This is a genomic window from Novosphingobium sp. PASSN1 (assembly GCF_002278815.1).
On the sequence record NZ_NKIS01000009.1, the window covers coordinates 98,047 to 110,749 of the forward strand.

Genomic DNA, 12,703 nt, shown 5'->3' on the forward strand with positions numbered 1-12,703 from the left:
GGTTTTGCACATTTGTGCGCTTTTCTGGCGACGTGCTGCGGCGCTCTTGTTCAGGCCAGTGGGGCGGTCGAGCTGCAGATCAAAGGCAGCCCGGTAGCCGAGTAAGAGTATGACCCGCGCTTCGCATGAACAATTGAACGACGCTGTATTCGTTTGCGTTTCGTTCCATCAAGTCTTAAAAATGAAAGTATGAATAAAACCCACAAAACTCTCCACCTTGGCGAGCATGTTGAGGACTTGAGCGCGGAAAACGCCTCCTCCCTTGAAGGAGGCTTCCGCGGATCGAAGACCGAAGCGTTGATGGCGCTGGAATATGACCGCATCCCTAATGTCCTCAAGACCGCCCGCGCCATCAACATTCAACGCAAGCTCGCGACTGCAGTGATGATTATGGTGCCGCTCTTGTTGTTGGCCATTGCGGTCATTGGTGGATTGGACGCTTATCTGGACCGTCAGCGGAGTGAGCAAGCTCAACGTGCATCCGCCAAGTGGGGCGATAACCTTCGCAATACCGTTGAGCAAAGTCTGAAGCGCGTCCACTAGGGCCTCTCGGTGTCCTTCCGTGTTTGCGGCCCCCAAGCGGACGTTCCTCCTGCAGCATTGTTGAAGCCAGCCTTTGCGGTTGCATCCTCGTTCGCAACCACGGCAGCACCCCGTGCAATAGCGGCCTTTGCCACGTCCTCCCCAGGTGCGCGAGGCTCGCCCCTTGGGCCACCTTCGACGTGACCCGCACTGTTGCGCCCATGCCTCTTGCTTCCGCCATTTGGTGTAGATGTTGGACCAAGAGCCATTGGGCCGGCTCCCGGCCCCTGAACGGTCCCCATCGTTGCGCTTGGATCCTGTAACATAGCCTCGACCGGCCCAATGCCGCTCGCTGCATAATCCTCAAGGATTTTCGCCACGATCATGTTGCGGACATCGCGCTGATGGGGGGTGGGTGTGGTGTTGGTCAGCGATGGTGCGCCGAGGTCCCGAAATTCGGGAGAGGATGCCATCTGCGCATACCGCGATGCCACGACCTGGCTCATATCGTCCGAGATCTGGTAGCCGTGGGCTTGAGAGTACGACGCGATGCGTTCAAGCCGTGCACCAACCTCGTCCGATTGTGAGGCCTGCCGTTCAAGCGATTGGGCCTCGGAGAAATCGCGTTCGACGGCGTGGCGCTTCTCGCGAAAATTCTCAACCCGATGGAATGTGCCATCCCGCCAGTAGCCGCCATCCGTCAGAGTGATATCGGCACCGTTCGCGTGATATTTGGCGACATTGGCACTCTGGCTTTCGTTCTGCGCATCGCTGGCAGTGCGCCCTTCCTGGTCGGAAGTGTTCTTGGTCCACTTGTGGTCCCAGCTTGCTCCAGCTGATCCGCCAAGCTCCGCACCCAATACCTTGCCGCCGATGCCTGCCTTTCCGCCTGCGTTGACACCAAAGGTGTTGGTCTCGGAATGACCAAGCGATCGCCCCGACGACAGCGTGTCGCCGATCGTCCGGCTCGAGCCGGTCTGGCTCTTGGCGTCTGTACCTTGCCTGTCAAACTGGCTTGAGGTGTTGCCGCCCTGCGCTCCGGTCGATCCCTCGCTACCCGATGCATGGCGCGAGCCCGACGATAACGAGTCGAGCGTGCGCATGCCTTCGGACCAGCGTTCGCTCGATGTGCTCCGCAGTTGATTCGCGCGGGAATGGTACTGCGCGCTGCTCTGCTGGAGATTGGCGGTCACGCTCTGCATCTCGCTTGGGCTGAAACCGAAATGGCTGATGCCTGGCGTGGTGTTGTAGACCGTGGACCCGTCCGGCATGGAACTCGTGATCGTGCCGTTGGCCCCGCGCATATTGACCTGCGGGACATCGCTGGCGGCGAAGGTCCAGGTCGGCGCGGTGTTGACCTGCTGCCCGGTCACATTCTGGAAGTGCTCATTCCCGTAGGAATAGTTCCCGGTTGTGCGCTCGACCGCAGCCGCTTCGGCGGCCTGCATGGCAGGTGCCAGCATCGCACCGGTGTTGGAGGCGATCGACATTGCGCCTTTCGCCATGCCAGCGGCGAGCACGGGCACAAACAGCAGAAGGTAACCTGCGAGCGTCTCCATATTCTGGTCGATGGTGTCGATCCCCGCCATTGTCGCCATAGTCATGCCGCCCGGTGCCAAGGCTGCAAGCTGCGAGGCTGAATATTGGGTGATGAACATGTGGAGGACCGCGTAGATCGGCCCCCACGAGGCGAGGTAGAAGAAGCCTGTGAGATAGCCCTTCAAGAGGGCCGGCCCCGTCTGGGGGAACAGGAACAGCGGGAAGACGACGGGGAACATTGCGTAGAAGACGATGGTGAGGACCAGGTTCAACACAGGCACCCACGTCATCGCCTGGCGCGCGGCCGAGATATAGGAGTTCTGGGCCTGAACATCGGCATGGAGCGCCGCGAATGTATCTCCGCCGCCAGCACCGAAATTCGCCCGCGCTTCCATGAAGGCGTTCACCAAGGATCGCTGCTGAAAGATCTGCTGCGCGCTTATGCCCGCCCCGCCATAGAAGGTCTGGGCCATGGTGGGCAGGTCGTTCTTGAGCTGCGTAACCGCGCTCGCCGATGGCAGGTTTGGGTAAAATGCCGGCGCGGTTGCCTTGATCCCGGCAGTGCCCAGCGCCGGATAGGCGTTGGCAATGTTCCGATAGGCGGTTTGACAGCCGATGATCGATGCTGTGCCGCCGCCGGCAGGAATCCAGGTCGTCGATCGCGCCGCCGACCCCGGCCCAAGCGCGCTCAACAGGTCGGGTGAGCTTGCCAGCGTCGCCCATCCGTTACCTTGGCCGAGCAGGATGTCGTAGAAGGTGCATTGCCCGAGGAAGCTCTCGACGTTGGCCTTCATCACCGGATCGGCAATCGTGAACTGCTGAGTCAAATCGTTGAGCCGAGTCGGATAGATCATCCCGCCCGAAGTGTATTCGAGGGCCGCCGGCATTGTGAACACGCTCTCGGCGGTCTTCGTCAGCCAGTCGTTCACTTGGCTGGAAAACGACGCGACCACCGCAAGTCCCAAGGGCACATTGGCGACTGCGCCATTGCCGATTGTGGGATTGATCGTGTCGGACACCACCACCGTCGCCGTCGGCACGATCATGCACATGTACATGGCGGTTGCGGATAGGAACCAGTTGAACAGCACCCGCCAGTTCAGCGAGAAGGCCATGATGAGGAGGCAATAGCCGAGCCCCATCACCATCACGACCTGGAGCATCGAACGAAAGCCGCCGCCGCCGGCCCAGGCCGCAACTGCATTCAGCACGTTGACGATGTACTGGCCACCGCCACTTGTGATCACATTGACGGTCATGGCTGCGACCTCACTGCAATGGGTGCTGGCCCAGCACCTTCTCGAACTGGAGTGCCGCCGACATTTGCGGCGACATGGCATTGCGCAGGGTGCCCTCGATGCGGATGGTCCGATCGAGGATCTGCTCTGTGCGTGTCAGCCGCTCCGAATTGTGGATCACTTGCGCATCGAGCGTGTGCGTCACCTCGCGCAGCTGGTCCTGCCACTGCTTCAGAGTCATCGGATCGGCGTTCTGGAACGAGCTCTGCCCGTCGGTGACCATTTTGTAGAACTGCTGCACAACCGTCTCGAGGAGATCGACCGAGGTGATTTCGGCGAGTCCGGAGAGGTCCGCGGTGTTCATCCCGCCGAAGCTTGCGGCCGCGTTGACCACCATGATCTTGTAGAGCGGGATGGTGGTGGCGCCGAGCAGCCCAATCTCTTCGCTCGTCAGTTGCTGGTTGCCCTGGATGCGCCCGGCAATATCGATGAGAAGATTGTAGACCCGGGTTTTCAGAGCGCTCGCGCTCGCCACCGTCAGCGTCGACTGCCTCGGGTTGAGGCACTGATCGGCAGTGTCGCAGGTGAAAACCTGCGCGGTGCTACCGCCATCGAGGAGTGCAGTGATGAGCGCGGGATCACCTTGGCCAAGAAATTTGTACGTAGGGCCTTGGCTGTCACTGGTGCCGGGCTGATAGATCACCGTACCAACGAGGCTCATCAGGTACTGTTTGAAAGCTGTGTCGAAACTCGGGTATTTCTGGGTCAACATCGACCAGGTGTAATTGTAGGGGCCAGACGGAATCGTCTTGTCGGTGTTCGACGAAAGCGTCGACGTCTGGCTCCCTCCGGTCCCGCAACCCTGCGCGGAGGCTGCCCAGTCCGAGAAAATGCCTTGGCTGTTGCCGATCGTCGCACAAAAGTGGGAGTCGCGAGCACCGACCATGCCCGCAAGTCCTGCCGCCGCTTGCTCACCAGCCTGACAGGCATTGAGGCTGTGCTGGGTGAACTGCTGCAGTTTCTGCATGACCTTCTCGATCGACGAGCCGATCTGCGAGGAGATGGCGTTGATCGCCAGATCGAACACGAAGGCGAGCGCGCCATTGGCCGCAGCTTTCATGGCAGCGACGATCTGGTCGGTGTTGATGAACGAGAAGCTGCCAGTGAAGATGTCGATGCCGCCGCAGCCAGACTTGACGCTCGGCATTTGCAGCGATCCCAACGAGTAGGTCTGCTGGGCAGGGAAACGCACCCAGAGATTGCCACCGCTGTAATATCCGCCCTGCTGCCCACTATAGGCCACCGGGCCAGTGACATTGGCCGAGCCGCCAAGGCTGGAAAAGAACGAGCCCAACTGGCTGTTCACGTCCGCCTGAGCCGTTTCGACGACGAGAAGGTTTGTTGCTGCGAGCAGGGTCAGCCAAAGGCCGACGGCCCGCAGGAGCCGGCGGATGGATCCAGGTTGCTCACGCATCAGAAGTCGCTCCCCGGCTTGACACTGGTCAGATAGAAAATGCGTTGCAGCACCTCGTCCTCGGCCATGACGCCGTAACCGACGGGGATCGGCTTCTTGAGGTAGGTGTCGAAGAGCACGAGGGCCGGCACCTGTCCGCCCTCAAGCCCCATCTTCTCGTACTGGCCGTGATTGACGACAAAGCGCGGAAAGGCGGGATTTGCGCCCCCGTCCATCGAGACCGGGAGCACCGAGAGGTGGTACTTGTCGGCGAGCGAGCGCACGACTGGTGAAAACACTTCGCAGGCACCGCAGGAGCCTGAGTAGAAGAAGAACAGTCCGTACCGCTCCGACAGCGTAGCAATCGTTGCCTCACGGTCGGTTTTGCGCTGCTCGAGCCAGGCACTTTTGCCGAGCGTGTTGACAGGCCGCTGCAAGGTGTAGTCGAGGTCCGGGTGCTGCCAGATCGCCCGCTCCCAGACATCGGCAAACATCGATGCCCGATCGAGTTGCTCGCGCTGATAGCGGACATAGGCGATGATGTTTTCAGGCGACGGCTCGAGCACAGCCTTTGCCTTCAGTTCTTCAAGGCGTGCTCCGATGCGGTCGAGGCGCTGGCGATAGGAGTCCGCTGGCGCTGTCGGTGCAGCCCGTCCGCGATCAACGGGTCTAGGGCGCTCACAGTAGAACCAGGTTCCGAGCTTGCGTTGGCCGCAATAGAATGGGTCCTGCCCGCGCATGGCAACTGCTTCGTTCGGATCGGACACCACAGGCGGAGCGGAATTGTCATCGGCAGCGCCGCCGGCGGAAACTGCCTCCTCAATCGACGGGCTGCTGTCCGGCGTTGGAGGTGTCGGTGCCGCCCAAAGGGGCGCGCCGAACAGCGCAAGCGCTGCCAAGCCGCCCATCCGAAATGCGGCGCGGCCGCTTGTCAAACGTCCGATCATCGCCGGGCTCCTTGTCGTATGGGATGGCGGCCGGGTCATTGTCCTGTCCCCGGGCCATGCGTTTGATAGTAGGATTGGACCTTCTGCTGGATCTCGGCCGAGGTCTGGAGCGAGTTCGGCAGCGACACCGCGCTGGTGAAATCGGCAAAGACCTCCGAGAAATCCATTTTGGAAAGGTCGAGGTGCGAGAACTGGTTGACCGTGAAGCCTGCGCAGTTCGGGCTCTTGGCGGTACCGAAACCCAGCCCCAATTGCGCCCGACCTTGTTCCTGGATCACGCGGGCCAACTTGGATTGGTAACAGCAGTAGTTTTTGCGTTCGGTGGCGCAGACGAAGAGGAAATGTGACGAGCAGTATTCACCAACGTAGTGGCACAGGCCGAGGCGGTCCTTGACGTCGAGGAGCATCTCCTCCCTCGAACATAAGAAAAGAACGAGGAACTGGGTCACCATGCCGAGCAGGAAGGCGTAGCTTCCGGAAAGCAGGCCAGCGAGGGCCAACCCGGCCGAGGCTCCCGTCAGCAGCCCGGAAACTTTGCCGGCGCAACAGTTGACGAGGCCGAACAGCGGCTTGTGGCAGCCAGTAGCATTGCCAGCGAAGATGGTCAGTGCTTTTGGGTCGAATTGGCCCTTGGCATCGTTCATAGCATTCATCGCGACGAGCGTTTTGGCCAGATCTGGCGACGGGTCGCGCGGTAACTGGGTGCAGTTTCCGTCGAGGCAGTAGACATCGCCGCTGCACGAATACGCGGGGCTACCAGTGGCGGCTGATGGCGTCGTGCATTTGTAGACCTCGCTCTTGACCTGGCATGCCCCATTCTGGGGATCATCTAGGCAAACTTCGTGGTCGAAGCTGCAATTGCTCTTGGCTGCAAGCGTAGAGCAGTCGTTGGCGCTGGTCAGTGTGCCGCACTGGTAGGTCGCCTGCCATTGCCAGCAATCATGGGTGACCTGGACACCGGCGACGGTCCGGGTAGCGGGCGATGAATCAACGCAGACCTCGGTCGGTGGCATGCACGTCATCCCGCCCGCGCCGCCGGAACTCGACGCCGCAACCGATGCAACGCAATTGGTGCCCGAGACTTTGGTCCCCGATGGGCAGGAATAGGACGCGGTCGCACCCTGGGTCTGGTTTTTGGTGCAGGTCGAGCCATCGACGATAAACCCCACCGGGCACGAGTACGCGGGTGCGGCTGCCTGGCTCGTGATGCATTGCGTGCCTGACAATGTCATTCCGGAGGGGCAAGCGTAAGCCGGCGTAGCGGCGATCGTCGTGTTGAGGCTGCAAGTCGTGCCCGTCAGGGTCCAGCCAGTGGGGCAAGCATAAGTGACGCTCGCTGCTTGAGTGCCCGTCCCGGTGCAGGTCGTTCCGGACAGGCTGTAGCCGATTGGGCAGCCATAGCTGGCACTTGCAGGCTGACTGCTGGTGCCAATGCACAGGTTTCCCGACAGCGTGGATCCGGCCGGGCAACTGTAAGAGGCCGTCGCGCCTTGGCTCAAAGTCTCGGAGCAGGTCGTCCCACTGAGCGCGAATCCGATCGGGCAGGTATAAAGCACACTGGCCGCTTGCGAGGTGCTGGTTGTGCAATTCTGCCCCGATACGGTACCTCCTGAGGGGCAAGAATAGCTGACATCGGCTGGTTGAGTGCTGCTGGTGATGCAAGTCGAGCCTGAGAGCGTGCCGCCTGATGGGCAGCTATAGGTCGGGTTTGCGGCCTGCGTTGCCGATCCCGTGCAGATGGCGCCGAGGTAGCTCGAACCAGGCACCCCAGGGATGCCAGCCACACCGGTTTCATCGAAGCAATAGCTGGCGCCAAGGCAATAAGTGTTCGACGCCCCAGTCCCGAAATTTGTCGAACCCGAGCAGGAATAGACGAAATCAGTCTCCGTGAACGAAGTGCCGATGCCGTAAGATGATCCCCAAGTGACCTGCGGGGGTTGCTGGCTTTGTGAGACCTGGCTGCAAGTGGGCTCGCTGGCAAAAGAACCGCAGTCCGATAGGGTCGAGAGCAGCGTGGTCTGGCTGCTGTAATCGAAGACGAGATCCCATTCCGAAGAATGGCAGGCGTAGCGAAACTGGCTCGCCGTGCCGCCGGATGGGCAGGAATAGGTCGATGTCGCATAGTTGACGGGTTTCGAACACGTCGTGCCAGAAAGCGTCCAACCCGCGGGGCAGGACCAACTTGCGTTGGCAGCATAGCTCGATCCCTGGGTGCAGGTCTTGCCCGACAGCGTCATCCCAGGTGGACAAGAATAGGAAGGCGTCGCGGCGTAGGACGATGTCTGGATGCAATTCGATCCCGAGAGGCTGCCACCTGCGGGGCAGCTGTATGTCGGGCTCGCCGCCTGGGTCAGCACCTCCTGGCAGACCGAACCGTTCAGCGTAAAACCTGTTGGGCACGAATAGGTCGCGCTTGCGGCCTGGCTCGTCGTCTGGCTGCAAGTGGTACCGGCAAGCGTCCATCCGGCAGGGCACGAATATTGGACACCCGCCACCTGTGTGACGGGTCCACTGCAACTGGTCCCTGAGAGGGTCCAGCCTTTCGGGCACGTGTAAGACGACGTCGCAGCTTGGCTCTGGCTGCTGGTGCAGTTGGTGCCGGACAGCACGTAGCCCGCGGGACAGGAATAGCCCGACGCGGTAGCTGCCTCAGTCTGTGTGCAAGTGGTTCCCGACAGGCTGAAGCCCGACGGGCAGGTGTAGCCGGTGAGGCTTGCCGCCTCCACGGTGACGAGACTGCACTGGTTTCCGGCAAGGTTCCAACCCGGTGGACAGGAATAGGTGACGATGGCCGCTGTGGTCTGGACGCATTCGTTCCCCTGCTGGACGTAGCCGCGCGGACATGCGGCCGCCGCCCCGAGCTTTGCCTGACAATCAGAGCTGTCGGTCACCGATCCCCGATAAGTCTGAACCGGGCCGTTGTCGGTCGCACCCGGGACGCCGGGCGCCTGATCCAGCGGCGGCGGCACGAAGCACCATGAAGTGTGACTGATGCAGTAGTTGCTCGAGGCCGGCGTGCCGTAGTTTGTCTGGCCGGTGCAATTGTAGGTCGTGTCGGTTTCGGTGAACGTGAGCCCGATCCCGGCACCCGGAGGCCATGTCGTTTGCGGGGCCTTGGTGGTTTGTGCGACTTGGGCACAGGAAGTCTGCGCGGCGAAAGAACCGCAATCCGATACTTGTGCCAAATAGAAGGTCTGATTGACGCTGGGATTGTAGATGTCCCATTCGGAGGTGTGGCAAGTAAACTGGTGGGCGCTGGCCAGCTGGTTGTTCCAACCTATGGTGCAAGTGAAGCTGCTGTCCGCTTCGGCCTGCCCAATCTGGCAGGAATCGTAATATGTGCTGGGTGCACCCGAACTCGGCGGCAACTGCTGGCAATTGCCCTGGCTTCCACCGGCTCCCGTCCCACCAGAGAAATTGTTCGGGTTGGCCTCGACCGTCTTGGCATTGGCGAGGCCAAGCGTCGAAGTGTCGACCGCAGGCCGATTGGAATTGGTGACGATCGCATAGGGCTCGCTGGTCGTCGCCTGGATCGCCCCGTCATTTGCCAGGCTATCCGGGCGGGCCATGTAGTTGCCTTGGGGAAGATCCGCGCTGCTATAGCCAGGCACGGCATTGGGGGCGCTCTGATTGGTCACCACACCATTGAGTTGGCCCTGCAATTGCCCAGCGACGGCCGCTGCCGCCGCTTTTGGATCGACGCTTTGGGCGTCTACCGTGGAGGTCACGAGCGTCGCGAGAGCGCCAGCGAGGCATGCAAGGGCGGGAAACCGGCTCAATCGCCGTTTCTCAAATTCTTGAGCGCCAGACGTGCCACCGGCGAGCCTGGACCGTTACCCTCTGCGAAGGTTTCGAGTGCGAAGCCGGTGGTGACGTTCCCTGCGAGCCGGTCATAGGCCGGTGGCTCGTTTGTGCAGTCTGTGCCCGAGCACAGCGCAAAGCTCGACGAGGCGGCGACATAGGTCGGCACCGCCTCGACGCGATAGGCGCGAAACAGGCGCGGATCGATGCTGAGATGAGCAGGTCCGCCTGGAGGGACGACCTTGCGAAGCTGGTCCATAAAGGCGCGGCCACCTCCGCTGGAGAACCCGCGAAACACGACCATGCCGCCAGCCTTGGTGACATCGATGATCAGGTGATGCAGCGAACCCTCAGGCATCGAGAGGCTGGCGAACGCGATGAACATCGGCGCAGAGCGGTCTTCAGGCTTCATCGTTTGCCCGGCCTGGCTCACCAGCGAGTCGAGATCGACGCCGCCAGCTTTGGGGTTGGAGGGTGACGGGTTGAGCGCTGCGAGATTGCTGGAAGCCGCTTCGACCATGCCTTCGACCGTTGTGCGCTGCTCGGCGTTCGCCTTCACTTGGGCGTGGAGCACTTGCGCCACGAACTGCGACAGATCGGCAGCCCCCGCATGCGCGCGCTTGTCAATCGCCTCGAGGTCGAGCCCGTCAACACTCGTTTGCGCGATCGCGGCACCAACACTGATCGCGGCGATGCCGATGCTGCTGAGGAGAAAGCGCTTGGTCATGGCTCCCCCATCAGAACGCGCAGCAATTACGCTTGCGCCACACAAGGTAGCCGACGTCCTCGCCGACGACCGGGTAAGTATGGGATTTCAGTTGCAAAACGGTCGAGCCGCCCGGCGGCTGACAGGCGTAGCGCCCGGATGTCGCGGCCACCGGGTTCACCATCTGCAGGCGGTATTGCTGTTTCTGCATGATCGGCATGAGATATTTGCCGCAGAGGCCCTGGCTTCCCATGGTCCCCCAAGCGAGCGCTGTACGGTGCATCTTGTAGACCATGCGCTCGGCCGCGAGCCGCATCGACTGGTCCATGGTCGAATTGTTCCCGATGTTCCCGGTCATCGGATACATTGAGCCGTTGCAGCCAGCGCACCAGAACAGCGAGTTGAGCGGCAAAGCGGCAGTCGCGGCCACGCAGTCCGCTGCGCAGGCCACTTGGGCCAGCGGAAAGTCGAACACGACCGTTTCGGGATAGACCAGCGCGGCCAGCGTATCGTCCTGCCAGGTCGGGTCGAGTTCGGTCATGTAGGCGAGGTCGAACGAGGCCTGTTCGAAGCAGATGAAATCCGCCAGCAACTCGAGGAGGTAAAACAGCGGGTAGACGTAATAGTGCGCCTGATACTGGGCGGTCATCTCGGTGTTTCCACCCTTTTGCGAGGCAGACGACACATGGCCGTTGCCAACATACATTCCGGGGTTGATTGTGAGTCCGCCAAGGTTCGGGAAGCAGAAGGGCTTGGTCGTCACATCGACGAGCCGAACCGGCTCCCAGAAGCCGAACGACAGGCCAGGCCTCAGGCCGCAGAGACACACCGGCAACGCTGGATTAGGCGGATCGGGCTTGTCGCTCGGCCACAAGTCGAAGCCGCCGATCGACAGCGGGAAGAAGCAGTCCCAGCAAATGTCGGTGATCGGGTTCGGGAAATGGCCATGGCAAGTCGCCGAACCTTGGGCGCCGGCGGTTTCAGCCGTTCCCAGCCCGACGATGGCCAACAGTGCGGCGAGGAGGCGGCGCCGAATCATTCGCCGGGAACCCGTACCGCCCAGGCATTATCCGCGCGGATTTTGACGACGAGCCAGCGGGTGCCGACGATGAGCGCGTTCAGTGCCAGCACCAACCAGGCAAATGGTGCGATCCTGCCCAGGCTGGTGGAAGCGATCGGCTCCCACGCCGCGGTAAGGAGGCCAAGGAGCATAAGCTCGACGACCAGCACCATCCGCAAACTGCGCAGATGCGGCGTCTCGGGAGCAGCCATCGGCACCGGTAGCCGCTCGACGAGCGCGCTCTTCCATCGGCGCAATGCCGCGATGATCCGCCAACCCATCATGGCGTTGCCGCAGTATGTGGGAGCGCGACTTCGCGGATGTCGAGTGCTTCGCCCTCCTGGCTGAGCAATGCTGGCGTGTGCTCGATCCCGAATCGTGAGGTCAGCACGCCTTGCTGGTCGAAATAGAAGCGCCGCTTCATCTCTTTCATGCGGGCCGTGGGCGAGCCATTCACCAGCACGATCCACAGCTTCTCAGGCTCGCCCTGTTTCAATGCCCAGGACAGTTCCGCTGCGTTGTCGCCATCGATGAAGGCAAAGGCATGGGCCATGCCCACCACGCGAAGCGGATTGAACTTTTGCCCCTTCGCGGCGAGCAGATTGCCGCGCGCGTCGCGAATATCGTCCGCGATCGTGACGGTCGGATCGACGCTCCAGTGTCGATCCACGATCGCCGGGCCAATGCCGGCGACGGGGTGGGGCCGGTGAACGCTGGCTTGGGCCGCCTCGACGAATTTCTGGTTCATTGCGGTGAGCGCCCCGCTCTGCTGCGCCGATTGCAAACGCGCCCGGATCACCGCGAGCAGATCTGGTTCCGCGATCGCCCAGGTCGATCCGAGCGTGCCGTAATCCTTTGCGCTCGCCACTGGAATCGGGCTGAGGCTGCCAACAGCCAGGACAAGCAGCGCTTCGAGCCGGATGCCTACCCAATTCAAAGGATCGGCTCCCCGACCCCGATCAGATGATGCCCGCAAACGAAGCCGATCGCGGCATAGCGACTGTCGAACCCATCCTTGTGCGGGGTCGCTGCGAAGATGCAGCCAGTCGGCACAATCCCAGTCGGCCCGGGCACAAGCTTCTCGCCCTGCCGTGTCAGCGGCTTTAGCCGCGCCACCTCGTGGCCGTTGACCAGCACTCGCTCGGCGACGCGCGAAACCACGTCGCCAGGCACGCCGTAGGCGATCTTCGCGAAGGGCTTTGGTTTGCCCCCAAAGTGCTTGACCACCAGCGGATCGCGGCCGGGATCGAAGACGACATACTCGCCGCGCTTTGGGAAACGCCCGGCTTCGACGAGCAGCGCCCAGTTGGGCAGCGACTCACTCGCATTGATGAAGATCGCGTGGCTGTCGTGCCAGGCTGCCAGTGATTGCAGACCAAAATACCCAAAGACAAAGACGGCCGCGCCGACGAACCCCCTTGCCCAGGGTGGCATTGC

At 61.7% G+C, this 12,703-nt stretch carries 10 protein-coding genes; 1 reads left to right on the forward strand and 9 read right to left on the reverse strand.

Going from position 1 to position 12,703, the window contains the following annotated elements; genetic code table 11:
- The first annotated feature begins 189 nt into the window (after nucleotides 1-189).
- Nucleotides 190-543, forward strand: a complete 354-nt coding sequence (locus CFE35_RS15590) for a hypothetical protein (protein WP_292931879.1) — start codon at nucleotides 190-192, stop codon at nucleotides 541-543.
- Here CFE35_RS15590 and CFE35_RS15595 read toward each other — a convergent pair.
- The 9 genes from CFE35_RS15595 to CFE35_RS15635 are packed head-to-tail and all read right to left on the reverse strand — an operon-like array spanning nucleotide 540 to nucleotide 12,700.
- Nucleotides 540-3,320: a conjugal transfer protein TraG N-terminal domain-containing protein gene (locus CFE35_RS15595; RefSeq protein ID WP_292931881.1), complete on the reverse strand. Its 2,781-nt coding sequence runs from the start codon at nucleotides 3,318-3,320 to the stop codon at nucleotides 540-542. The two genes, CFE35_RS15590 and CFE35_RS15595, sit on opposite strands and share 4 nt — an antisense overlap.
- A gap of 10 nt (nucleotides 3,321-3,330) precedes the next feature.
- A complete protein-coding gene (locus CFE35_RS15600) occupies nucleotides 3,331-4,773 on the reverse strand; it encodes a conjugal transfer protein TraH (protein WP_292931883.1) in 1,443 nt (480 codons plus the stop codon).
- Nucleotides 4,773-5,699: a conjugal transfer protein TraF gene (locus CFE35_RS15605; RefSeq protein WP_292931885.1), complete on the reverse strand. Its 927-nt coding sequence runs from the start codon at nucleotides 5,697-5,699 to the stop codon at nucleotides 4,773-4,775. Before CFE35_RS15605 ends, CFE35_RS15600 begins: the two co-directional genes overlap by 1 nt.
- Before the next feature lie 35 nt (nucleotides 5,700-5,734).
- Nucleotides 5,735-9,427, reverse strand: a complete 3,693-nt coding sequence (gene traN / locus CFE35_RS15610) for a conjugal transfer protein TraN (RefSeq protein WP_292931887.1) — start codon at nucleotides 9,425-9,427, stop codon at nucleotides 5,735-5,737.
- Between the two features lie 47 nt (nucleotides 9,428-9,474).
- A complete protein-coding gene (gene trbC, locus CFE35_RS15615; protein ID WP_292931888.1) occupies nucleotides 9,475-10,227 on the reverse strand; it encodes a type-F conjugative transfer system pilin assembly protein TrbC in 753 nt (250 codons plus the stop codon).
- Between the two features lie 10 nt (nucleotides 10,228-10,237).
- Nucleotides 10,238-11,245: a conjugal transfer pilus assembly protein TraU gene (gene traU / locus CFE35_RS15620; protein WP_292931890.1), complete on the reverse strand. Its 1,008-nt coding sequence runs from the start codon at nucleotides 11,243-11,245 to the stop codon at nucleotides 10,238-10,240.
- Nucleotides 11,242-11,547 carry a hypothetical protein gene (locus CFE35_RS15625; RefSeq protein ID WP_292931892.1) on the reverse strand — a complete coding sequence of 102 codons (306 nt, stop codon included), beginning with the start codon at nucleotides 11,545-11,547 and terminating at the stop codon, nucleotides 11,242-11,244. The genes traU and CFE35_RS15625 overlap by 4 nt, the downstream gene beginning before the upstream one ends.
- Nucleotides 11,547-12,203 carry a type-F conjugative transfer system protein TraW gene (traW, locus tag CFE35_RS15630; RefSeq protein WP_292931894.1) on the reverse strand — a complete coding sequence of 219 codons (657 nt, stop codon included), beginning with the start codon at nucleotides 12,201-12,203 and terminating at the stop codon, nucleotides 11,547-11,549. Before traW ends, CFE35_RS15625 begins: the two co-directional genes overlap by 1 nt.
- Nucleotides 12,200-12,700 (reverse strand): S26 family signal peptidase, encoded by a 501-nt coding sequence (locus CFE35_RS15635; RefSeq protein WP_292931896.1) that lies wholly within the window; start codon nucleotides 12,698-12,700, stop codon nucleotides 12,200-12,202. The genes traW and CFE35_RS15635 overlap by 4 nt, the downstream gene beginning before the upstream one ends.
- Nucleotides 12,701-12,703 lie beyond the last annotated feature (3 nt).

Bases quoted from the DNA above. Each gene is read 5' to 3' on its own strand.
- CFE35_RS15590 (WP_292931879.1), top strand. From the start codon at position 190: ATGAATAAAACCCACAAAACTCTCCACCTTGGCGAGCATGTTGAGGAC.
- CFE35_RS15595 (WP_292931881.1), bottom strand. From the start codon at position 3,320: ATGACCGTCAATGTGATCACAAGTGGCGGTGGCCAGTACATCGTCAAC.
- CFE35_RS15600 (WP_292931883.1), bottom strand. From the start codon at position 4,773: ATGCGTGAGCAACCTGGATCCATCCGCCGGCTCCTGCGGGCCGTCGGC.
- CFE35_RS15605 (WP_292931885.1), bottom strand. From the start codon at position 5,699: ATGATCGGACGTTTGACAAGCGGCCGCGCCGCATTTCGGATGGGCGGC.
- trbC (WP_292931888.1), bottom strand. From the start codon at position 10,227: ATGACCAAGCGCTTTCTCCTCAGCAGCATCGGCATCGCCGCGATCAGT.
- traU (WP_292931890.1), bottom strand. From the start codon at position 11,245: ATGATTCGGCGCCGCCTCCTCGCCGCACTGTTGGCCATCGTCGGGCTG.
- CFE35_RS15625 (WP_292931892.1), bottom strand. From the start codon at position 11,547: ATGGGTTGGCGGATCATCGCGGCATTGCGCCGATGGAAGAGCGCGCTC.
- CFE35_RS15635 (WP_292931896.1), bottom strand. From the start codon at position 12,700: ATGCCACCCTGGGCAAGGGGGTTCGTCGGCGCGGCCGTCTTTGTCTTT.